This is a genomic window from Pseudomonas sp. lyk4-R2A-10 (assembly GCF_030209075.1).
Classification (GTDB): domain Bacteria; phylum Pseudomonadota; class Gammaproteobacteria; order Pseudomonadales; family Pseudomonadaceae; genus Aquipseudomonas; species Aquipseudomonas glycinae.
Genome location: NZ_JARVSR010000011.1, coordinates 136,893 through 158,588, shown reverse-complemented (window position 1 = coordinate 158,588; position 21,696 = coordinate 136,893). Strand labels below are relative to the sequence as shown.

General features: G+C 59.9%; 17 protein-coding genes. 10 read left to right on the top strand and 7 right to left on the bottom strand.

The features are described 5' to 3' along the window. Nucleotides 1-51: 51 nt before the first annotated feature. The 4 genes from QRN46_RS17785 to QRN46_RS17770 form a co-directional block, all read right to left on the bottom strand. Nucleotides 52-1,779 carry an ABC transporter ATP-binding protein/permease gene (locus tag QRN46_RS17785; RefSeq protein ID WP_201819016.1) on the bottom strand — a complete coding sequence of 576 codons (1,728 nt, stop codon included), beginning with the start codon at nt 1,777-1,779 and terminating at the stop codon, nt 52-54. Between the two features lie 96 nt (nt 1,780-1,875). After that, nucleotides 1,876-2,436, bottom strand: a complete 561-nt coding sequence (locus tag QRN46_RS17780) for a response regulator transcription factor (protein ID WP_003221630.1) — start codon at nt 2,434-2,436, stop codon at nt 1,876-1,878. Next, nucleotides 2,429-3,691, bottom strand: coding sequence for an ATP-binding protein (locus QRN46_RS17775; protein WP_011332442.1), 1,263 nt, complete (start codon nt 3,689-3,691; stop codon nt 2,429-2,431). Before QRN46_RS17775 ends, QRN46_RS17780 begins: the two co-directional genes overlap by 8 nt. A 216-nt stretch (nt 3,692-3,907) precedes the next feature. Continuing rightward, entirely contained in the window at nt 3,908-4,096 is a 189-nt protein-coding gene (locus tag QRN46_RS17770) for a hypothetical protein (RefSeq protein ID WP_146615300.1), read from the bottom strand. Between the two features lie 248 nt (nt 4,097-4,344). On the opposite strand from QRN46_RS17770, the gene QRN46_RS17765 reads away from it, so the two are divergent. After that, a complete protein-coding gene (locus QRN46_RS17765) occupies nt 4,345-5,061 on the top strand; it encodes an SIMPL domain-containing protein (protein WP_011332440.1) in 717 nt (238 codons plus the stop codon). A 184-nt stretch (nt 5,062-5,245) separates the two neighbouring features. On the opposite strand, the gene QRN46_RS17760 is transcribed toward QRN46_RS17765, so the two are convergent. Beyond that, nucleotides 5,246-5,605 (bottom strand): DUF6124 family protein, encoded by a 360-nt coding sequence (locus tag QRN46_RS17760; RefSeq protein WP_011332439.1) that lies wholly within the window; start codon nt 5,603-5,605, stop codon nt 5,246-5,248. Nucleotides 5,606-6,575: 970 nt separating this feature from the next. On the opposite strand from QRN46_RS17760, the gene QRN46_RS17755 reads away from it, so the two are divergent. The 9 genes from QRN46_RS17755 (at nt 6,576) to QRN46_RS17715 (ending at nt 19,203) form a co-directional block, all read left to right on the top strand. Next, complete coding sequence (locus tag QRN46_RS17755) at nt 6,576-8,177, top strand: ABC transporter substrate-binding protein (protein ID WP_285356272.1); 1,602 nt, start codon at nt 6,576-6,578, stop codon at nt 8,175-8,177. Nucleotides 8,178-8,437: 260 nt separating this feature from the next. Then, complete coding sequence (locus QRN46_RS17750) at nt 8,438-10,063, top strand: ABC transporter substrate-binding protein (protein WP_285356270.1); 1,626 nt, start codon at nt 8,438-8,440, stop codon at nt 10,061-10,063. A 293-nt stretch (nt 10,064-10,356) separates the two neighbouring features. Then, on the top strand, nt 10,357-11,955 hold the full coding sequence (locus QRN46_RS17745; protein ID WP_201819010.1) for an ABC transporter substrate-binding protein: 1,599 nt from the start codon (nt 10,357-10,359) through the stop codon (nt 11,953-11,955). Between the two features lie 177 nt (nt 11,956-12,132). Beyond that, nucleotides 12,133-13,548 carry an OprD family porin gene (locus tag QRN46_RS17740; protein ID WP_011332436.1) on the top strand — a complete coding sequence of 472 codons (1,416 nt, stop codon included), beginning with the start codon at nt 12,133-12,135 and terminating at the stop codon, nt 13,546-13,548. A gap of 78 nt (nt 13,549-13,626) precedes the next feature. After that, nucleotides 13,627-15,222: an ABC transporter substrate-binding protein gene (locus QRN46_RS17735; RefSeq protein ID WP_285356265.1), complete on the top strand. Its 1,596-nt coding sequence runs from the start codon at nt 13,627-13,629 to the stop codon at nt 15,220-15,222. Nucleotides 15,223-15,295: 73 nt separating this feature from the next. Beyond that, on the top strand, nt 15,296-16,306 hold the full coding sequence (locus tag QRN46_RS17730) for an ABC transporter permease subunit (RefSeq protein ID WP_007953665.1): 1,011 nt from the start codon (nt 15,296-15,298) through the stop codon (nt 16,304-16,306). An 11-nt stretch (nt 16,307-16,317) separates the two neighbouring features. Further along, complete coding sequence (locus tag QRN46_RS17725; RefSeq protein WP_011332434.1) at nt 16,318-17,244, top strand: ABC transporter permease subunit; 927 nt, start codon at nt 16,318-16,320, stop codon at nt 17,242-17,244. A gap of 10 nt (nt 17,245-17,254) precedes the next feature. Beyond that, complete coding sequence (locus QRN46_RS17720; RefSeq protein ID WP_011332433.1) at nt 17,255-18,223, top strand: ABC transporter ATP-binding protein; 969 nt, start codon at nt 17,255-17,257, stop codon at nt 18,221-18,223. After that, complete coding sequence (locus QRN46_RS17715) at nt 18,223-19,203, top strand: peptide ABC transporter ATP-binding protein (protein ID WP_007953682.1); 981 nt, start codon at nt 18,223-18,225, stop codon at nt 19,201-19,203. The genes QRN46_RS17720 and QRN46_RS17715 overlap by 1 nt, the downstream gene beginning before the upstream one ends. 107 nt (nt 19,204-19,310) lie before the next feature. On the opposite strand, the gene QRN46_RS17710 is transcribed toward QRN46_RS17715, so the two are convergent. Further along, the gene (locus QRN46_RS17710; protein WP_011332432.1) at nt 19,311-19,571 is read right to left on the bottom strand and encodes a hypothetical protein; all 261 of its coding nucleotides are present in this window, start codon (nt 19,569-19,571) and stop codon (nt 19,311-19,313) included. Between the two features lie 268 nt (nt 19,572-19,839). After that, nucleotides 19,840-21,423, bottom strand: a complete 1,584-nt coding sequence (locus QRN46_RS17705; RefSeq protein ID WP_285356258.1) for a peptide chain release factor 3 — start codon at nt 21,421-21,423, stop codon at nt 19,840-19,842. Between the last annotated feature and the right edge of the window lie 273 nt (nt 21,424-21,696).

Genomic DNA, 21,696 nt, shown 5'->3' with positions numbered 1-21,696 from the left:
AAACCCTGTGGGAGGCGGCAAGCCAGCCCCCACAGGGTTTGTGTGGATATATCAGGCGGTCACGTTCTGCTCAACCAGGTGACCACTGTCGATCCGCACATGCCGTGGATGGAAGCGCTTGAGGCTGCTGCGATGGCCGACGCTGACAATGCTCAGGCCCGGCAACTGGTCGATCAACGCCTGATACAGCGTGGCTTCGTCTTCCTCATCCATCGCCGAGGTTGCTTCGTCCATGTACAGCCATTGCGGCGCGTATAGCAGCGCTCGAGCGAAGGCCAGACGTTGTTGTTCACCCGGCGACAACATGCGCTGCCAGTGGTTGGCTTCGTCCAGTCGAGCCACCAGATGTGGCAAGCGGCAGGTTTCCAGCACTTGTGCATAACGCTCGGGCGCGTAGGTGTCGCCCGGTTGTGGATAACTCAAGGCGTCGCGCAGGGTGCCGATCGGCAGATACGGTTTCTGTGGCAGGAACAGATAACGCGAGGCCGGCAAGCGAATGCTGCCGTGCCCCGCCGGCCACAAATGTCCCATCGCCCGTAACAGAGTGGATTTACCGCTGCCGGAACGACCGCTGAGCATCACCCGCTCGCCCGCCTCCACGGTCATGTCGGCATTGGTCAGCAGGTGACGACCGTCGGCCAGATCGAGGCCGAGGTTGTGCACTGTCAGCTCATCGCCCTGATTCTGCACGTCGATGGCCGGTGCCCGTTCTTCGTTGTCGGTCATCGCCTGGCGGAAACTCAGCAGACGATCACACGTGGCGCGCCACGCAGCGAGATCCGAATAGGCGTTGATGAACCAGCTGAAGTTCTCCTGCACGTTTCCGAACGCCGAGTTGATCTGCATCAGCTCACCCAGCTCGATCTTGCCGGTCAGGTAACGCGGGGCCGCGACGATGAACGGAAAGATGATTGCGATCTGGCCGTAACCCGAGGTGAAGAACGTCAGGCGCTTGGACACCCGCATGATGTCCCAGAAGTTGTGCCAGACCAGACCGAAGCGATTGCTCAAACGACGATTCTCGTTCGGTTCGCCGTTGTACAACGCAATGCTCTCGGCATTCTCACGTACCCGCACCATGGAGAAACGCAGGTCGGCTTCGAAGCGTTGTTGCTGGTTGTTCAGGCCGATCAGGCGTCGACCGATCAGGTGCGTCAGCCAGCTGCCGACCGCCGCATACAGCAGCGCACACCAGAACATGTAGCCGGGAATCTCGACGCCGAAGACCTCGATGCTGCCGGACACACCCCACAGAATGATCGAGAACGACACCAGGCTGACCACCGTGCGGATCAACCCCAGAGCCAGACTCAAGGTATTACTGGTGAAGGTGTTGAGGTCTTCGGAAATCCGCTGGTCAGGATTGTCGGTGTAGCCGCCCTGCTCCAGCTGGTAATAGTTTTTGTGCCCGAGCCAGCGCTTGAAATGGTTCTCGGTGAGCCATGCCCGCCAGCGGATGGTCAGCATCTGCGTCAGGTACAGGCGATACACCGCGCCGAGGATCGCCACGGCCGCAATGCCGCAGAAATACAGGATCAGTTGCCAGAACGCCGCCTCGTCCTTCTTCTGCAAGGCGTTGTAGAAGTCCTTGTACCAACTGTTGATCCACACCGAGATCGCCACGCTGAACAACGTCAGCGCAATCACGGCAATCAGCAACGTCCAGGCCTTGCCCTTCTCTTCGCTGCGCCAGTAAGGCGTGGTCATGGCCCACACCTTGCGAAAAAACTGCCCGCGCACAGTATCGTTGACCGCGGAATATTCAGCGTTCTGATTCATGAAAAAGGCTCGATAAAGAAAAGAACAGACACGCACCGATCATAGATGATCGGTGCGCCTTATCGCGAGGGCTGGCGATGGTCGTTCAGCGCAGGTTCAGCGACGAACCGGGCGCTTCTGCAATTTGCGCTGCAGGGTGCGGCGGTGCATGCCCAGGGCGCGGGCCGTGGCGGAGATGTTGCCTTCGTGCTCGGTCAGCACGCGCTGGATGTGCTCCCACTGCAGGCGATCTACCGACATCGGGTTTTCCGGCACCAGGCTGTCGAGGTCGGCGTGTTCGGACAGCAGCGCTGCCAGCACATCGTCGGCGTCGGCCGGTTTGCACAGGTAATTGCAGGCGCCGCGCTTGATCGCTTCAACCGCCGTGGCGATGCTCGAGTAACCGGTGAGGATCACCACGCGCATTTCCGGGTCCAGCTCCAGCAGTTTTGGCAGCAGCACCAGACCGGAGTCGCCGTCCATTTTCAGGTCCAGCGCGGCGTAGTCCGGCAGATCGGCCTGGGCGATGGTCAGGCCTTCCTCGGCGGAACCGGCGGTGCTGACGCGGAAACCACGGCGGGCCATGGCACGGGCCATCACCCGGGTGAAGGTCGCGTCATCGTCGACCAGCAGCAAATGCGGCAGTTCTTCGCCTTCGACTTGGATTTCGTCACTCATGTTGCTCTCCTCGGGCGCCGTGGGGCAGGCGCAGCTCGGTGAGCGTGCCGCCTTCCTCATGACTATAGAGTTTCACTGAGCCGCCGGCGCGTGTCACGCTGGCCTTGCTCAAAAACAGGCCCAGGCCGAAACCTTTGCCCTTGGTGGTAAAAAACGGTTTGCCGATCTGCTCGGCGATGGCCAGCGGCACACCGGCGCCATGATCGCGGATGCTGATGGTCAGGTCTTCGGCGGTCCAGTCCAGGGTCACCTGAAGGTTTTCCGGGCAGGCATCGGCGGCGTTGTTCAACAGATTCAACAAGGCCTGAGTCAGATCCGGCGGCGGCGCCACACGCGGCAACGGGCCCTGGCCCAGACGCTGGAAGCGGTAACTGGCTTCCGGGCGCATCAGGTGCCAGCGGTTGAGCGCTTCGTCGAGCCACTCGGTGACGTCCTGCATCTCCACCGCCATCCGGCGGTTGGCTTCGGCGGCGCGCACCAGTTGTTGGAGGGTCTCCTTGCAGAGCTTCACCTGATCCTTCAACACCTTCAGGTCTTCCTGAAGCATCGGGTCGTGATGATCCTGCTGCATTTCGTTGAGCAACACGCTCATGGTCGCCAGCGGCGTACCCAGTTCATGAGCGGCACCGGCGGCCTGAGTCGCCACGGCCAGCAATTGCTGATCGCGCAGGCCTTCTTCGCGGCGGATCGCACGCAACTCTTCCTGCCGGCGCAGCTCTTCGGCCATCCGCGCGGCGAAGAAGGTGATCACTGCTGCCGCGAGGGCAAAACTCAGCCACATGCCGTAGATCTGCAGGTTCTCCCGGGCCACCGGCAGGGTTTCCAGTGGATAGAAGTGCGTCAGCATCAGCGTATACAAGGCCAGCGCAATGCCCGACAGCACCACCGAATAACGCCACGGCAGCGTCACCGCAGCGATGGTCAGCGGCACCAGATAATACGAAACGAACGGGTTGGTCGAACCACCGGAGAAATACAGCAAGGCACTGTGGATAACCAGATCGCAGGCCAGTTGCAGCGCGTATTCGAGCTCGGTCACCGGCCACGAAGTGCGCAAACGCACGGCGGTGAACACACACAGCAGAATCGAACAGCCGAGGGTCATCACCAGTTGCACCCACGGCAACGGCAAGAGGTCCAGCCAGTAAGCCAGGCCCACGGAGCCGGCCTGCGCGGCGAGCACCAGGGTGCGGATGAAAGTCAGCCGCCAGAGGTTCTGGCGAGTGGCGGAAGTCAGTTGTACGGGGGCGAGCATGAGCTCTCCTGATGAGCGCTCCAGGCGGATCGCACGGAGTATAACCAAGGCGCGGGCTTGAGAGGCGAAAGTGCGGCAAACGACCACATGGCGCAAAGATTTTCTGCGGCTATAGGGGCGTCTTCGCTACGGGCGGTCACCGGCGTTGCGCACGGCGATCTGATACTCAAAAAACCGGCGATCTTCACGATTACCGGTTTTCACGATCAGTCGAATTCATATCCCGTATGTTTGTTGATTGATCAATCCCTGCACGCAATTCCACCCTTCATTCTCTGAACCAAAGGGGCCACCCACCTCATTGCTATTGAAGTAAACCCAATACGACCAACTGCCGGGAACCCGTTCCTGGAGCTGAACTGAATAACCTCGACTTGTTGCATCGGCTTGTTCTTGTGCGTTCATCTCAGATTTCCTTATTCGTAATTGTCGTGTGTGAAGCCGAGTGAAATGGCGATTCACAAACATGCTCAATCCGCCGACGAAATCCGTCTACTGTCAGAACCAACAGGTATCCCGTCCTATACGACGGACGGCGCACTCTCGTATCTGTATAGAAGTTGTAACTGGGCGAACCGGATCATAAAAGCTAGAGTCTGATGGTTTCACGCAGGCCCCCGAACCATCACCTGCGCCCTCATCAAGGAGCTTTCATGCACACATTTCGCCGCAGCGCCGCCCTTCTCGCCCTGACCGTCGGCAGCGTCGCCAGCCTTCCGGCCCTGGCCGCCGACGAGCTGCACTACAACCAGATTTCCCTGCGCGCCGAAGTCAGCCAGGAAGTGGCCCGCGACCTGATGATCGTGACTCTCTACACCGAAGAGCAAAACACTGACCCGGCCAAACTCGCCGCCGACGTCAGCACCACCATGAACAAGGCCCTGGCCCAGGCCAAGCAAGTCAAAGACATCACCCTGCGCCAGGGCAGCCGCAACAGCTACCCGATCTACGACACCAAAGGCCAGAAAATCACCGGCTGGCGCGAACGCGCCGAACTGCGCCTGGAAAGCGCCGACTTCGCCGCCCTGTCCAAACTCACCGGCGAGTTGCTGACCGACCTGAAAATGGGCGGCATGGACTTCGCCATCGCCGACCCGACCCGCAAGGCCAGCGAAGACAAACTGCTGAAAGAAGCCGTCACCGCCTTCAAGGCCCGCGCCCAACTGGCCACCGACGCCCTGGGCGGCAAGGGTTACAAAATCGTCAACCTGAACCTCAACAGCAACGGCTTCCCACAACCGTACATGCGCGCCCCGATGATGATGAAAGCTGCCGGCATGGATTCGGCACCCGTGACGCCTGAAGTCGAAGCCGGCACCAGCCAGGTCAGCCTGACGGCCGATGGCTCGATTGAAGTGTTGATGCCGTGATTGAGTAACGGCTGAATGAAAACCGGCGATCAGTGATGATCGCCGGTTTTTTTATGCTCGGGATTTGAGTTGTCAGCTCTGCCGTCATCGCTGGCAAGCCAGCTCCCACCAGTTCTGCGGATTTATTGAAATCGCGCACGACCCTGTGGGAGCGGGCTTGCCCGCGATGAACGATGACGCGGTCTCAAGCTTGCGGATCAACCCGATCCAGCGCGCGGTTCACTGCAAGCTCAGCCAGCATGACGATCTGCTGGATGCCGAGCGCCGTACTGCGCTGCGGGCCGCTGAGTTCGTTGGCGAAATTGCTGGCGATGGTATTGGCCGAGGCCAGGGATTCGCAGGCGTTGGCCAGCAGGCTTTCGGTGTCGACGTTGGGCGTGACCATATACATCGTGCTCGGGCGCGGTTTGGAAGGGTTGGGGCACAGGTAATAGTCGAGGGCGCGTTTGATGGCTTCGCGGTTGCGGGCGAGGTCTTCGGCGCGCATGGCTTCTTCGAGGGGCGTTGGTGATTCGAGGGGTGGGTCGGGTACGGGCTTGTTCATGGAGCATTTCCTTATGAATTTGCGCCACTCATTTCCGATCTCACTCGAGAAATGAGGTGGCAACTATGTACGGAGTGAGATTACCGGTAAGGAAACCAACCCGGCCGGACCGAAGTCCGCCCGTACATAGCCGCCATAAAGAACTGCCGACAGCATGAACTGGCGGCGATTATGGGGCGGCTTGCTCTGGTTTCCAAATTCAGTAACCGGGAATCTCACCTCCCGATCGCAGAGTCTTCTGCGACAACCAAAGACTAGGGATCGCGCTTCCGACGGACAACCTGAAAACCTTGTGGGAAGGTTCGGTGAATCCCACACATCTTTAAACATTCGAAAATGGAACGCGGAGCGTCCCGGCTACATTCCCACGCGGAGCGTGGGAACGATCAAAAGCTGCCCTCACCCTAGCCCTCTCCCGGAGGGAGAGGGGACTGACCGCGTCGTTTAAATGAAATACGCCGACGTGAGATATCGAAGGTGAATTCAAAATCCGAAAAGCACACAAACCGCTCTAGCTGTTGCCCCACCACCACTCAACAGGATGAGCGTTAGCTCGGCTGCAGCTTTTGATCTTGATCCACGGGCGACGTCGGAAGGCTGAGTGGAGGGATTTGTCCGGGGGTGGGAGCGCAGCGACCGTTTGGCGAAGCCAAACACATCGAGAGGAGGTGCAGCGAAGCAAACCGTAGGCGATGCCCCCCGGATGAATCCCGGAGCGAAGGAACCCCGAGCCTTAGCGAGGGGCCGAACGTAGGAGCAAGCGTTTTTGGTTACTTTTTAGGCGTTTGTAAAAAGTGACCCGCCGTAAGGGCGGAACCATAAGAAGCCGTTACCGCAGCATCGGATATGCACACAATCACCCCAGATATACCGAGATAGACACCTCACCTAGAAAAACGATATTTCCGCGCCCACCGAAACCCCGGCTACCCTCCTCCCCACAACTACCTCCAATACACCCGGGGACTCCATGGATCGATTCACCCTCAAACCACTTCTAATAACCCTGGCCCTGACCGCCATAACCCCAATCGCCAACGCAGCCACAACCCTCGTCTACTGCTCCGAAGTCAGCCCCGCAGGCTTCGACCCCAGCCAATACACCAGCGGCACCGACTTCGATGCCTCCGCCGAAACCGTCTTCAACCGCCTCACCCAATTCAAACGCGGCGGCACCGAAGTCGAACCCGGTCTGGCGACCAAATGGGACGTAAGCCCGGACGGCCTCCAGTACACCTTCCACCTGCGCCAAAACGTAAAATTCCACACCACCGACTACTTCACTCCGACCCGAACCTTCAACGCCGACGATGTCCTCTTCACCTTCCAGCGCCTGCTCGACCCGGAGAACGCCTTCCGCAAAGCCTACCCCGCCGAATCCCCGTACTTCACCGACATGGGCCTGAACACCACGATCAAATCCGTGGAAAAACTCGACGACAACACCGTGCGCTTCAATCTCAACAACGTGGACGCCGCGTTCGTGCAAAACCTCGCCATGAGCTTCGCCTCGGTGCAATCGGCCGAATACGCAGCCCAACTGCTGAAGGAAGGCCACGCCGCCGACCTCAACCAGAAACCGGTCGGCACCGGCCCGTTCGTGTTCAAGCGCTACCAGAAGGACGCGCAGATCCGCTACGCGGCGAACAAGGACTACTGGAAACCCGAGGACGTGAAGCTCGATAACCTGGTGTTCTCGATCACCCCGGACGCCGCCGTACGCCTGCAAAAGCTCAAGACCGGCGAATGCCAGGTCAGCGGTTACCCGCGCCCCGCCGATATCGAAGTGATGGAAAAAGACCCGAACCTGCGGGTGTTGAAGCAGCCCGGTTTCAACCTCGGCTTCCTCGCCTACAACACCACCCATCCGCCGCTGGATCAGCTCAAAGTGCGCCAGGCGCTGGACATGGCCATCGACAAACCAGCGATCATCAAGGCGGTTTACCAGAGTGCCGGGCAGCTGGCGCAGAACGCCTTGCCGCCAGCGCAATGGTCATTTGATCCGAACATAAAAGACGCGCCGCACGACCCGGCAAAAGCCAAGGCGCTCCTCAAGGAAGCCGGGGTTGCACCGGGTACAACCATCAACCTCTGGGCCATGACCGTGCAGCGCGCCTCGAACCCGAATGCGCGGATGTCGGCACAGATGATCCAGCAGGATTGGGAGAAGATCGGCATCAAGGCCAACATCGTCAGCTATGAATGGGGCGAGTACATCAAGCGCGCCAAGAACGGCGAACACGACGCGATGATCTACGGCTGGACCGGTGACAACGGCGACCCGGACAACTGGCTGGGCGTGCTTTACAGCTGCGCGGCGGTGAACGGCAGCAACTACGCCAAATGGTGCGATCCGGCCTACGACAAGCTGGTACAGCAGGCCAAGGTGTCCACCGATAAATCGCAACGGGTAAAACTGTATCAACAGGCGCAACTGATCCTTAAACAGCAGGTGCCGATCACGCCGATCGCCAACTCCACGGTGTTCCAGCCACTGCGCAAGGAAGTCAGCGACTTCAAGATCAGCCCGTTCGGTCTAACCCCCTTCTATGGCGTGGGTATAAATAAGTAACACCCGGCCCCAATCCGGCGCGCACAGCGTGACCAACGCACCGTTTTGGGGCTCCATTTGCACCGTAAAAACCGGTCGCAAACGGTCAAATGCGTCAGAAGTTATACGGATGCGACATTAAGGTACGTTCGTGCCACGCTTTGAGGCCGCCGAGCGCTCTGGATCTTGCATTGGGTATGGGCCCTGCATAAGTATCCGCAGGCACGACTCACGAGGTCGTACCTCACTACTAAAAAATGACAACAAATCATGAGGCCAACATGCTTAAACACGCGGTCATTCCGTTTTTAGTCGGCGCAGGCTTGTTAGCCTCCGCACCTTTCGCCACCGCTGCGACTAACCTGGTGTTCTGCTCCGAAGGCAGCCCGGCCGGTTTCGATCCAGGCCAGTACACCACCGGAACCGACTTCGACGCCTCAGCCGAAACCATGTTCAACCGTCTGACCCAGTTCGAGCGTGGCGGTACCGCCGTGATTCCTGGGCTGGCGACCAAGTGGGACATCTCGGATGACGGCCTGACTTACACCTTCCACCTGCGCGAAGGCGTCAAGTTCCACACCACCCCGTATTTCAAGCCGACTCGTGAGTTCAACGCCGACGACGTGCTGTTCACCTTCAATCGCATGATTAACAAGGATGACCCGTTCCGTAAGGCGTACCCGACCGAATTCCCGTACTTCACCGACATGGGGATGGACACCAACATCACCAAGATCGATAAAGTCGACGACCACACCGTCAAGTTCACCCTGAAAGAAGTCGATGCCGCGTTCATCCAGAACATGGCCATGAGCTTCGCGTCGATCCAGTCCGCCGAGTACGCAGCCCAGCTGCTGAAAGAAGGCAAGGCTGCCGACATCAACCAGAAGCCGATCGGCACTGGTCCTTTCGTGTTCAAGAGCTACCAGAAAGACTCCAACATCCGCTATACCGGCAACAAGGACTACTGGAAGCCTGAAGACGTGAAGATCGACAACCTGATCTTCGCCATCACCACCGACCCGTCGGTACGTATCCAGAAGCTGAAGAAGAACGAGTGCCAGGTCACCCTGTTCCCGCGTCCGGCCGACCTCGCGGCACTGAAAGCCGATCCTGCGCTGAAGATGCCTGACCAGGCCGGCTTCAACCTGGGCTACATCGCCTACAACGTGATGGACAAGGTCAAGGGCAGCAACGAAGCCAACCCGCTGGCCGACCTGCGCGTTCGCCAGGCGCTGGACATGTCGGTCAACAAGCCACAGATCATCGATTCGGTTTACCAGGGCGCAGGCCAACTGGCCGTCAACGCCATGCCGCCGACCCAGTGGTCCTACGACACCACCATCAAGGACGCCAAGTACGATCCTGAGAAAGCCAAACAGCTGCTCAAGGAAGCCGGCGTCAAGGAAGGTACCGAGATCGTTCTGTGGGCGATGCCGGTTCAGCGTCCGTACAACCCGAACGCCAAACTGATGGCCGAAATGCTCCAGTCCGACTGGAAGAAAATCGGTCTGAACGTGAAGATTCAGAGCTACGAGTGGGGCGAGTACATCAAGCGCTCCAAAGGCGGCGAGAACCAGGCGATGATCATTGGCTGGAGCGGTGACAATGGTGATCCGGACAACTGGCTCAACGTGTTGTTTGGTTGCGACTCCCTGAGTGGCAACAACTTCTCCAAATGGTGCGACAAGAAATTCGACGGCCTCGTGAAAGAAGCCAAGCGCACCACTGACCAGGCCAAGCGCACCGAACTCTACAAAGAGGCGCAGCACGTCCTCAAAGATGCAGTCCCTATGACACCTATCGCTCACTCGACGGTGTATCAACCCATGCGCGCCAACGTGCAGGACTTCAAGATCAGCCCATTCGGCTTGAACTCCTTCTACGGCGTCAGCGTCAGCAAATAAAAGAAGCAGCGGCGACGTTTTCAGCGTCGCCGCTGTTTTTTTGCCGAGAAGTCAGGAATTTGCCTACAGCCCTTTCTAACCAGTCTTACTAGGTTGGGTTAGGACGCGTTGCCTTTTCCTACGAGTCTTTAGGACTCAGCGCATTTACTGCCAGACCCACGGCCCCTACCGTCGGGTTCTGACCAGTGACTGCGTGGGCTATCGGTTTGCTGTTGGTTTGAGCTCAATGCGGCCACAACGTCCCTGGACGGGATCGCGGCGCATTGAAAAACACTAAAAAAAGAGGGAGCGTCATGCGCCATACCTTGGTTTTTTCCGCATTGCTGGGCGCCGGCCTGTTGGCCGCCACGTCTGCCAGTTACGCCGCCAGCAACAGTCTGGTGTTCTGCTCCGAAGGCAGTCCGGCCGGTTTCGATACCGCGCAGTACACGACGGCGACCGATAACGACGCCGCCGAACCGTTGTACAACCGACTGGCCGAGTTTGAAAAAGGCGCGACCAATGTCGTACCGGGCCTGGCAACCAGCTGGGATATTTCCGAGGATGGTCTCAAGTACACCTTTCACCTGCGCGAAGGTGTGAAATTTCATACAACGCCGTACTTCAAACCTACGCGCGATTTCAACGCCGACGACGTGCTGTTCACGTTTAACCGCATGCTCGATCCGCAACAGCCATTCCGTAAGGCTTATCCGACCGAGTTTCCGTATTTCAATGGGATGAGCCTCAACAAGAACATCGCCAAGGTCGAAAAGACCGGGCCGCTGACCGTGCAGTTCACGCTCAACAGCGTCGACGCCGCGTTCATCCAGAACATTGCCATGAGCTTCGCCGCCATCCTGTCTGCCGAATACGCCGACAAGCTGCTGGCCGAAGGCAAGCCGAGCGACATCAACCAGAAGCCGATCGGCACTGGCCCGTTCGTGTTCAAGAGCTACCAGAAAGATTCGAACATCCGTTACACCGGCAACCCGCATTACTGGGATCCGAGCCGGGTGAAGCTGAAGAACCTGATTTTTGCGATCAATACCGACGCCTCGGTGCGCGTGCAAAAGCTCAAGGCCGGCGAATGCCAGATCACCCTGCACCCGCGCCCTGCCGATGTGCCGGCACTGAAGAACGATCCGAAACTGCAATTGATCGAGAAGCCGGGCTTCAACCTTGGCTACATCGCCTACAACGTCCGTCACAAGCCGTTCGACCAGCTCGAAGTGCGTCAGGCGCTGGATATGGCAGTAAATAAACAGGGGATTCTCAACGCTGTTTATCAAGGCGCCGGCCAACTGGCCGTCAACGCCATGCCGCCGACCCAATGGTCCTACGACGACACCATCAAGGACGCCGCCTACAACCCGGAAAAAGCCAAAGAGCTGCTCAAGGCTGCCGGCGTCAAGGAAGGCACCGAGATCACCTTATGGGCGATGCCGGTACAACGTCCGTACAACCCGAACGCCAAACTGATGGCCGAGATGCTCCAGGCGGACTGGGCCAAGATCGGTCTGAAAGTGAAGATCGTCAGCTACGAATGGGGCGAGTACATCAAGCGCACCAAGAATGGCGAGCACGACATCAGCCTGATCGGCTGGACCGGTGACAACGGGGACCCGGACAACTGGCTCGGCACGCTGTACAGCTGCGACGCCATCGGCGGCAACAACTACTCCATGTGGTGCGATCCGGCTTACGACAAGCTGATCAAACAGGCCAAGGTCGTCACCGACCGTGACCAGCGCACCGTGCTCTACAAACAGGCCCAGCAACTGCTCAAGCAGCAAGTGCCGATCACGCCTGTCGCCCACTCGACGGTCAACCAGCCGCTGAGCGCCAAAGTCGAAGGGTTCAAGGTGAGCCCGTTCGGTCGCAACGTGTTTTCGGGTGTCAGCATCGATTAAACAAACAACCGATTAGCCGCAATGCTGAGGGGGCCGTCTACCCCCTCACGCAAGCGCTTTGCCGAAATTCGCCAATCTGGCCTTTTGCAAACGTTTGCGATGTGTGAATGAGTTCTAAACCAATAACCGGCCAACCCAAAAAAGCCGGCATAAAAAGAAAGTAAAGGAGCTTCACCCATGAAACTGAGCAATACCGCGATACTGGCCTTGGCCATCAGCAGCATCACCGCCACGGCTTACGCGGAAACCCAAAGCCAGGCGTTCACTCCGGTGACCGTCAACGAGAAGAGCGCCCAGGCTGAAGCCACCGGCTTCCTCGAAGGTCAGTCGATCAGCGGCTCGACCCGTAACTGGTACGCCAACGAACAACTGAAACGCGGCGGCAAGTTCACCTATCGCAAGGATGGCGTGGCCACCCCGACCGATCGTCGTATCAACTGGGTGCAAGGCACCATCGTCAAGTACAACTCGGGCTTCACCGAAGGCACCGTCGGTTTCAGCACCGAAGTGGCGGCGTACAACGCCATCGCGCTGGAGCGTGACCGCGAGAACCTGGCGTCCAATAACGGTGGCGCACCGGGCACCCGTCCAGGCGCAGGCAACAACCGTACCCTGACCCGTGAAGGCGGCGAAGCCCAGGGCCAGTGGAGCAAAGTCGGCCTGGCCAACGTCAAGGCGCGTATCTCCAACACCACCCTGACCGCCGGCCGCATGAACTTCAGCAGCCCGCAGGTCGACGTGATCGGCAACCGTCCGCTGCCATCGAGCTTCGAAGGTATCGCGATCCACAGCGAAGAGTTGAACAACCTGTCCTTCGACCTGGCCTCGTTCGACCGCGTTTCGCCGCGAACCGAAGAAAGCCTGAGCAAATTCCGCTCCGAATATGGCGCGATCGATGCCGAAGCCGACCACGTTCACACCGGCGGCATCTCGTATCAGCCGTTCGCCAGCCTGACCACTAGCCTGTGGGGCACCCAGGCCGAAGACCTGTGGAACCAGTACTACTTCGGCGCCACCCACGTGCTGGGTGACAGCTCGGTTCTGGCCCTGACCACCGGTCTGAACTACTACAAGACCGTGGACGAAGGTAAGAAAAAACTCGGTGAAATCGACAACGACACCTACTCCCTGTCGTTCGGCCTGACTCACCAGGCGCATACCCTGACCTTCTCCTACCAGGAAGTGAACGGTAACGAGTACTTCGACTACCTGCACGAAACCAACGGCATCTACCTGGCCAACTCCCTGCTGTCGGACTTCAACGGCCCGAACGAGAAATCCTTCCAGGTGGCCTACGGTCTGAACATGGCCGAATACGGCGTGCCAGGCCTGAAGTTCAACATCTACCAGGCCCGCGGCTGGGGCATCGACGGCACTCACTACAAGGGTGGCGGCTACGACGGCGTGCAGTCGATGGACGGCGAGCACCACTATGAATACGGCATCGGCGCCTCTTATGCCGTACAGAGCGGTCCTCTGAAAGCCACTACCGTTCGTGCGACCTACACCGCGCACCGCGCCAGCGAAAACCAGGCTGACGGCAGCATCAACGAGTTCCGTCTGGTGACCACCGTTCCGTTCAACATCCTGTAAAAACGCCAGCCGACGGCTGACTCAGTGACGAGTCGGCCGTTCGGCTTTTTGTCTTCAACCGATTGCAGAGGGTTCTTGATGAAAATGCTTCCCCTACGTGCGGCCATCGCGGCTGCGTTGCTGAGTGTCGCTGTCGGCGTCTCGGCCAAACCCTTGGTGGTCTGCACCGAAGCCAGTCCGGAAGGCTTCGATATGGTCCAGTACACGACTGCAGTCACTGCCGACGCGGTGGCCGAAACCATCTTCAACCGTCTGGCGGACTTCAAGCCCGGCACCACCGAAGTGATTCCGGCGCTGGCCGAGTCCTGGGACATCAGCGAAGACGGCCTGACCTACACGTTCCATCTGCGCAAAGGCGTCAAGTTTCACACCACCGAATATTTCAAGCCGACCCGCGACATGAACGCCGACGACGTGGTCTGGAGTTTCCAGCGTCAGCTGGACCCGAATCATCCTTGGCACAAGCTGTCGAGCGTTGGCTTCCCGTACTTTGAAAGCATGGGCTTCAAGGAACTGCTCAAAAGCGTCGAGAAAGTCGACGACAACACCGTCAAGTTCACCCTGACCCGCCGCGAAGCGCCGTTCCTGGCCGACATCGCCATGGCGTTCTCCTCGATCTATCCGGCCGAATACGCCGACCAGTTGCTCAAGGCCAACAAGACTGGCGACCTGAACAACAAACCGGTCGGCACCGGCCCGTTCATCTTCCAGCGTTACGCCAAGGACGCCCAGGTTCGCTTCAAGGCCAACCCGGACTACTTCCGCGGCAAGGCCCCGGCTGACGCGCTGATCCTGGCGATTGCCACCGACAACAACGTGCGTCTGCAGAAGCTCAAGGCCAACGAGTGCCAGATCGCGCTGTACCCGAAACCGGATGACATCCCGAGCATCAAGAAAGACAGCAACCTGAAAGTCGATGAACTGGATGCGATGACCGTCTCGTACATCGCCATGAACACCCAGCACAAGTACATCAGCGACGTGCGGGTGCGCAAAGCGATCGACATCGCCTTCGACAAGGAAGTCTACGTCAACGCCCTGTTCGGCAAAGGCAACGCGACCGTTGCGGTCAACCCGTACCCGCCGACCCTGCTGGGCTACAACCACGAGCTGAAAAACCCGCCACGTGACCTCGACAAGGCTCGCGCCCTGCTCAAGGAAGCCGGCGTACCGGAAGGCACCACCTTCACCCTGTTCACCCGCAACGGCGGCGGCCCGACCAACCCGAACCCGATGCTGGGTGCGCAGATGATGCAGGCTGACCTGGCGAAAGTCGGGATCAAGATCGACATCCGCGTGATGGAATGGGGCGAGATGCTCAAACGCGCCAAGGCCGGCGAGCACGACATGGTTTCGGCCGGATGGGCGGGCGACAACGGCGACCCGGATAACTTCCTGACGCCTATGCTCAGTTGCGAAGCCGCCAAGAACGGCGAAAACTACGCGCGCTGGTGCAACGAGAAATTCCAGGCCCTGCTCGACGAAGCACGGGCTAAAGTAGATCCGGCCGAACGCGCCAAACTGTATGAAGAAGCCCAGGTGATCTTCAATCAGGACCAACCGTGGATCAGCATGGCCCACACCCGCATGTTCACCGCAATGCGCAACAACGTAGAGGGTTATCACATCAGCCCTCTGACAACCAATAACTTCGCCACCACCCAGGTGAAGTAGATAAGAAACTCCCGGCGCCCCTGACCCCAGGGGCGCCGGGCACGCCTAACCGGCTGATGAGGTACCACACACGATGTTTAGTTTTATTGCCCGCCGACTGGGGTTATTGATCCCCACGTTTTTCGGCATCACCTTGCTGACTTTCGCGTTGATTCGCATGATTCCCGGCGACCCCGTGGAAGTGATGATGGGCGAACGTCGGGTCGACCCCGAAATGCACGCTCAGGCAATGGAACGCCTCGGTCTGAACAAACCGCTGTACGCCCAGTACCTGGACTACATCGGCAAACTGGCCCACGGCGACCTCGGCGAATCCCTGCGCACCCGTGAGAGCGTATGGACCGAGTTCACCTCCCTCTTCCCGGCGACCCTGGAACTGTCCATGGCCGCCCTGCTGTTCGCCGGCATCCTGGGCCTGCTGGCCGGGGTGATCGCGGCCCTCAAGCGAGGATCCCTGTTCGACCACGGGGTGATGGGCATCTCCCTCGCGGGTTATTCGATGCCGATCTTCTGGTGGGGCCTGATCCTCATCATGTTCTTCTCGGTGAGCCTGGGCTGGACCCCGGTGTCCGGGCGGATCGACCTGCTTTACGACATCGAGCCGCGCACCGGTTTCATGCTGATCGACACCCTGCTGGCCGATGACATGGGCGCGTTCCTCGATGCCCTGCACCACCTGATCCTGCCGGCCATCGTGCTGGGCACCATTCCGCTGGCGGTGATCGCGCGGATGACCCGTTCGTCGATGCTCGAAGTGCTGCGTGAGGACTACATCCGTACCGCCAAGGCCAAAGGCCTGTCGCCGTCGCGCGTGGTGTTCGTGCACGGCCTGCGCAACGCGCTGATCCCGGTGCTGACCGTGGTCGGCCTGCAAGTCGGCACCCTGCTGGCCGGTGCGGTCCTGACCGAAACCATCTTCTCCTGGCCCGGCATCGGTAAATGGCTGATCGAAGCCATAGGCGCCCGGGACTACCCGGTTGTGCAAAACGGCATCCTGTTAATCGCCTGCCTGGTGATTCTGGTCAACTTCGTGGTGGATATCCTCTACGGCTTTGCCAACCCACGCATCCGTCATCAGCGCTGAGGTCAATACCCATGAGCACTCCAACTTCCTCAGTAGCCACCGCTGCCACCGCCGTGGATCAAAGTCTGCTGTACCCGTCTCCGTACAAAGAGTTCTGGCAGGCCTTCGCCAAGAACAAGGGCGCCGTCGCCGGCCTGCTGTTCATGCTGCTGGTGATTTTCTGCGCGATCTTCGCGCCGTGGGTCGCCCCGCATAACCCGAGCGAGCAATACCGCGACTTCCTGCTGACGCCGCCGGCGTGGCTCGAAGGCGGGCAGATGCAATTCCTGCTCGGCACCGATGAGCTGGGCCGCGACCTGCTGTCGCGTCTGATCCAGGGTTCGCGCCTGTCGCTGCTGATCGGCCTGTCGTCGGTGGTGATGTCGCTGATCCCGGGGATCCTGCTGGGTCTGTTCGCCGGTTTCTTCCCGAAAGTGGTCGGCCCGACCATCATGCGTCTGATGGACATCATGCTGGCCCTGCCGTCGCTGCTGCTGGCCGTGGCGATCGTCGCCATCCTCGGCCCAGGCCTGATCAACACCGTGATCGCGATTGCCGTGGTGTCCTTGCCGTCCTACGTGCGTCTGACCCGTGCCGCCGTGATGGGTGAACTGAACCGCGACTACGTGACCGCCGCGCGCCTGGCCGGTGCCGGTCTGCCACGTCTGATGTTCATCACCGTGCTGCCTAACTGCATGGCACCGCTGATCGTTCAGGCGACTTTGAGCTTCTCCTCGGCGATTCTCGATGCCGCCGCTCTGGGCTTCCTCGGCCTCGGCGTCCAGCCGCCAACCCCTGAGTGGGGCACCATGCTGGCTTCGGCCCGCGACTACATCGAACGCGCCTGGTGGGTAGTGAGTCTGCCTGGTTTGACCATTTTGCTCAGCGTGCTGGCAATCAACTTGATGGGCGACGGCCTGCGCGATGCGCTGGACCCGAAACTCAAGAACGCCGCCTGAGGAGATTCCCATGTCACTGTTAGAAATCAAGAATCTCAACGTTCGCTTCGGCGACAAGAACGCCACCCCGGTCGTCGACGGCCTCGACCTGAAAGTCGACAAGGGCGAAGTCCTGGCGATCGTGGGCGAGTCGGGTTCCGGCAAGTCCGTGACCATGATGGCGCTGATGGGCCTGATCGAGCACCCGGGGATCGTCACCGCCGACTCGCTGAGCTTCGACGGCAAGAACATGCTCAAGCTGAACAACCGCCAGCGTCGGCAGATCGTCGGCAAAGACCTGGCGATGGTGTTCCAGGACCCGATGACCGCGCTGAACCCGAGCTACACCGTCGGTTTCCAGATCGAAGAAGTGCTGCGCCTGCACCTGAAAATGTCCGGCAAGCAAGCGCGCAAGCGTGCGATCGAACTGCTGGAAAAAGTCGAAATCCCGGGTGCGGCCAGCCGTATGGACGCCTATCCGCACCAACTGTCAGGCGGCATGAGCCAGCGTGTGGCGATTGCCATGGCGATTGCCGGCGAGCCGAAACTGCTGATCGCCGACGAACCGACCACCGCACTCGACGTGACGATTCAGGCGCAGATCATGGACCTGCTGCTGGCGTTGCAGAAAGAGCAGAACATGGGCCTGGTGCTGATCACCCACGACCTCGCCGTGGTGGCCGAAACCGCCCAGCGCGTGTGCGTGATGTACGCCGGTCAAGCCGTTGAAGTCGGTCAGGTGCCGCAACTGTTCGACATCCCGGCGCACCCGTACAGCGAAGCGCTGCTCAAGGCGATTCCGGAACACAGCCAAGGGGCCGAGCGTCTGGCCACTCTGCCGGGCATCGTTCCCGGCCGTTACGACCGCCCGCAAGGCTGCCTGCTGTCGCCGCGCTGCCCGTACGTGCAGGACAGCTGCCGCGCGCAACGTCCGACCCTTGACCCGAAAAGCCACAGCCTCGCCCGCTGCTTCTATCCGTTGAACCAGGAGGTGGCGTAATGGCCGTCGTACTTACCGCCCGCGACCTGACCCGTCACTACGAAGTCTCCCGTGGCCTGTTCAAGGGCCACGCCACCGTGCGCGCCCTCAACGGCGTGTCGTTCGAGCTGGAAGCCGGCAAGACCCTCGCCGTCGTCGGTGAATCCGGCTGCGGCAAATCCACCCTCGCCCGCGCCTTGACCCTGATCGAAGAGCCGTCGTCCGGCTCGCTGAAAATCGCCGGGCAAGAAGTGGCCGGCGCCGACAAGGCTCAGCGCAAACAACTGCGCAAAGACGTGCAGATGGTGTTCCAGAGCCCATACGCATCGTTGAACCCACGGCAGAAAATCGGCGATCAACTGGCCGAGCCGCTGCTGATCAACACCAACCTGTCGGCCGCCGAGCGTCGCGAGAAAGTCCAGGCGATGATGAAGCAGGTCGGCTTGCGTCCCGAGCACTACCAGCGTTATCCGCACATGTTCTCCGGCGGTCAGCGTCAGCGTATCGCACTGGCGCGCGCCATGATGCTGCAACCGAAAGTGCTGGTGGCGGACGAACCGACCTCGGCGCTGGACGTGTCGATCCAGGCGCAGGTGCTGAACCTGTTCATGGACATGCAGCAGGAGTTCAACACCGGTTACGTGTTCATCTCGCACAACCTGGCGGTGGTGCAGCACGTGGCTGATGACGTGATGGTGATGTACCTCGGTCGCCCGGTGGAAATCGGTCCGAAGCACGACATCTATGCCCGTCCTCTGCACCCGTACACCCAGGCGCTGTTGTCGGCGACCCCGACCATCCACCCGGATCCGGACAAGCCGAAAATCAAGATCGTCGGCGAGCTGCCCAACCCGCTGAACCCGCCACCTGGCTGCGCGTTCCACAAGCGCTGCCCGTACGCCACCGCACGTTGCAGCAGCGAGGAGCCGGCCCTGCGCCAGCTCGACACGCGTCAGGTTGCATGCCACTACGCCGAGCAATTCCTCGACGGCGCGGCATGAAAAAACCCGCCCCGTTTCCCGGGGCGGGTTGTTGATGTGTTGACCCAACCCCTTCTGCCCCGATTGCGCATCGATCGGGAAAGAAGGGGTTTTCTTTTGCGCGGAATCTACGTCTGGCTATCGCCTTCGTCCGCATCGTCGGAGTCCGGCTCATCGGTGGTCGAATCGTCATCGTCGGCGCTGCCACCCTGGCCCTGATCGCCCGGCTCGGACTCGGACTTGGCCAGCATCAGCGCGCTGTGCCCCTCCTGCCCGCTCGATGCCTGGGTATCGTGATCCTCGCACTCGGCCCAGGCCGTCGCGGTGCCGAGGGACAGCATCACCATCACTTTCAACAGCAGCAAAACCCGTAGCAACCTGTTTTTCATAGCCGAGTCCATCCTGTTCCAGGTGAGAAATTCATGCTGACCTGACGCTGATTGAAATCTAGTTCCGATCCGCCGGGTTCACCAGATAGGACGCTAACCACTGCCCGGAAATGCCATGCGTGGACAGACCGCTTTCGAATAACACTCATAACCGGATCGGCTAAGCGAGGTCGCCACTCTCGGACGCCTGGTGAGCAACCGTTTCTGCAGCCAACAAAAAGCCCCCGAGGCTTGCGCATCGGGGGCTTTGGATAGAGCAACTCAGCGCTTAGTGATGCTCGCGCGTCGCACGGAATTTCACGTCCGGCCAGCGCTCTTCCATCAGGGCCAGGTTGACCCGGGTCGGCGCGAGGTAGGTCAGGTGACCGCCACCGTCCAGTGCCAGGTTTTCCACCGCCTTGTTGGAGAATTCCTCGAGCTTCTTCTTGTCGTTGCATTCGATCCAGCGCGCGGAGTACACGGTGATTGGCTCGTAGGAGCACTCGACCTTGTATTCCTCTTTCAGGCGGCTGGCGACCACATCGAACTGCAGCACACCGACGGCGCCGAGGATGATGTCGTTGCTGCGCTCCGGGAAGAACACCTGGGTCGCGCCTTCTTCGGCGAGCTGTTGCAGGCCCTGGCGCAGTTGCTTGGATTTCAGCGGGTCGCGCAGGCGTACGCGGCGGAACAGTTCCGGGGCGAAGTGCGGGATACCGGTGAAGCCCAGGGTTTCGCCTTCGCTGAAGGTGTCGCCGATCTGGATCGTGCCGTGGTTGTGCAGACCGATGATGTCGCCGGCGTACGCTTCTTCCAGCTGTTCACGCTCGGAGGAGAAGAACGTCAGGGCGTCGCCGATACGCACATCCTTGCCGGTACGCACGTGGCGCATCTTCATGCCTTTCTCGTACTTGCCGGAGCAGATACGCATGAAGGCGATGCGGTCGCGGTGTTTCGGGTCCATGTTTGCCTGGATCTTGAAGATGAAGCCCGAGAACTTCTCTTCCACCGGCTCAACGGTGCGCTCGTTGGCTACGCGTGGCAGCGGGCGCGGGGCCCAGTCGACCACAGCGTCGAGTACGTGATCGACACCAAAGTTGCCCAGTGCGGTACCGAAGAACACCGGGGTCAGTTGACCGTCGAGGAACTCCTGCTGGTTGAACTCGTGGCAGGCGCCCTGCACCAGTTCCAGCTGTTCGAGGAAACGCTCGTACTCGTCGCCCAGGTGCGCGCGTGCTTCGTCGGAATCGAGCTTCTCGATGATCTTGGTTTCGGTGCGTTCGTGACCGTGACCGGCGGTGTAGACAATGATGTAGTCGTCCGCCAGGTGGTACACACCCTTGAAGTCGCGGTAGCAACCGATCGGCCAGGTGATCGGCGCAGCCTTGATCTTCAGGACGGCTTCGATCTCGTCGAGCAGTTCGATCGGGTCGCGGATGTCGCGGTCGAGTTTGTTGATGAAGCTGACGATCGGCGTGTCACGCAGACGGCAGACGTCCATCAGGGCGATGGTCCGTGGCTCTACACCTTTACCGCCGTCGAGGACCATCAATGCCGAGTCCACCGCAGTCAGAGTGCGGTAGGTGTCTTCGGAGAAGTCTTCGTGGCCCGGGGTGTCGAGCAGGTTGATCATGTGTTCGCGATACGGGAACTGCATGACCGACGTGGTGATCGAGATGCCCCGCTGCTTTTCCATCTCCATCCAGTCGGATGTCGCGTGGCGGTCGGATTTACGGGATTTCACCGTACCGGCCACGGCAATCGCCTTGCCCATCAGCAAGAGCTTTTCGGTGATGGTGGTTTTACCGGCATCGGGGTGGGAAATAATGGCGAAAGTGCGGCGTTTCGCGACTTCGGCGGCCTGTCTGGTCATGGGAAATCGCCTGGCGGTGATTCAAAAAAGGGCGGCGATTATAGCCCAACTCGATTCAATAACCGAACCGTTGAGCACATTAAGGGTGGCCAAATGCTGCCTCGGATGGGAACCTTTTAAAGCACGGAGACGTCCATCCCCTGTTACGACAATTCGTCAGGGGCTGAAAAATCAGCAAGTTAGCCTGACGAGGCTGCGCTCATGGCTCGCTTTCAGACCGCTTTTGCCGGGCTGAAAAAAAGCTGCTTCTCGCGAACGACTGTCCCGGCAGCC

Bases quoted from the DNA above. Each gene is read 5' to 3' on its own strand.
- QRN46_RS17785 (WP_201819016.1), bottom strand. From the start codon at position 1,779: ATGAATCAGAACGCTGAATATTCCGCGGTCAACGATACTGTGCGCGGG.
- QRN46_RS17780 (WP_003221630.1), bottom strand. From the start codon at position 2,436: ATGAGTGACGAAATCCAAGTCGAAGGCGAAGAACTGCCGCATTTGCTG.
- QRN46_RS17775 (WP_011332442.1), bottom strand. From the start codon at position 3,691: ATGCTCGCCCCCGTACAACTGACTTCCGCCACTCGCCAGAACCTCTGG.
- QRN46_RS17770 (WP_146615300.1), bottom strand. From the start codon at position 4,096: ATGAACGCACAAGAACAAGCCGATGCAACAAGTCGAGGTTATTCAGTT.
- QRN46_RS17765 (WP_011332440.1), top strand. From the start codon at position 4,345: ATGCACACATTTCGCCGCAGCGCCGCCCTTCTCGCCCTGACCGTCGGC.
- QRN46_RS17760 (WP_011332439.1), bottom strand. From the start codon at position 5,605: ATGAACAAGCCCGTACCCGACCCACCCCTCGAATCACCAACGCCCCTC.
- QRN46_RS17755 (WP_285356272.1), top strand. From the start codon at position 6,576: ATGGATCGATTCACCCTCAAACCACTTCTAATAACCCTGGCCCTGACC.
- QRN46_RS17750 (WP_285356270.1), top strand. From the start codon at position 8,438: ATGCTTAAACACGCGGTCATTCCGTTTTTAGTCGGCGCAGGCTTGTTA.
- QRN46_RS17745 (WP_201819010.1), top strand. From the start codon at position 10,357: ATGCGCCATACCTTGGTTTTTTCCGCATTGCTGGGCGCCGGCCTGTTG.
- QRN46_RS17740 (WP_011332436.1), top strand. From the start codon at position 12,133: ATGAAACTGAGCAATACCGCGATACTGGCCTTGGCCATCAGCAGCATC.
- QRN46_RS17735 (WP_285356265.1), top strand. From the start codon at position 13,627: ATGAAAATGCTTCCCCTACGTGCGGCCATCGCGGCTGCGTTGCTGAGT.
- QRN46_RS17730 (WP_007953665.1), top strand. From the start codon at position 15,296: ATGTTTAGTTTTATTGCCCGCCGACTGGGGTTATTGATCCCCACGTTT.
- QRN46_RS17725 (WP_011332434.1), top strand. From the start codon at position 16,318: ATGAGCACTCCAACTTCCTCAGTAGCCACCGCTGCCACCGCCGTGGAT.
- QRN46_RS17720 (WP_011332433.1), top strand. From the start codon at position 17,255: ATGTCACTGTTAGAAATCAAGAATCTCAACGTTCGCTTCGGCGACAAG.
- QRN46_RS17715 (WP_007953682.1), top strand. From the start codon at position 18,223: ATGGCCGTCGTACTTACCGCCCGCGACCTGACCCGTCACTACGAAGTC.
- QRN46_RS17710 (WP_011332432.1), bottom strand. From the start codon at position 19,571: ATGAAAAACAGGTTGCTACGGGTTTTGCTGCTGTTGAAAGTGATGGTG.
- QRN46_RS17705 (WP_285356258.1), bottom strand. From the start codon at position 21,423: ATGACCAGACAGGCCGCCGAAGTCGCGAAACGCCGCACTTTCGCCATT.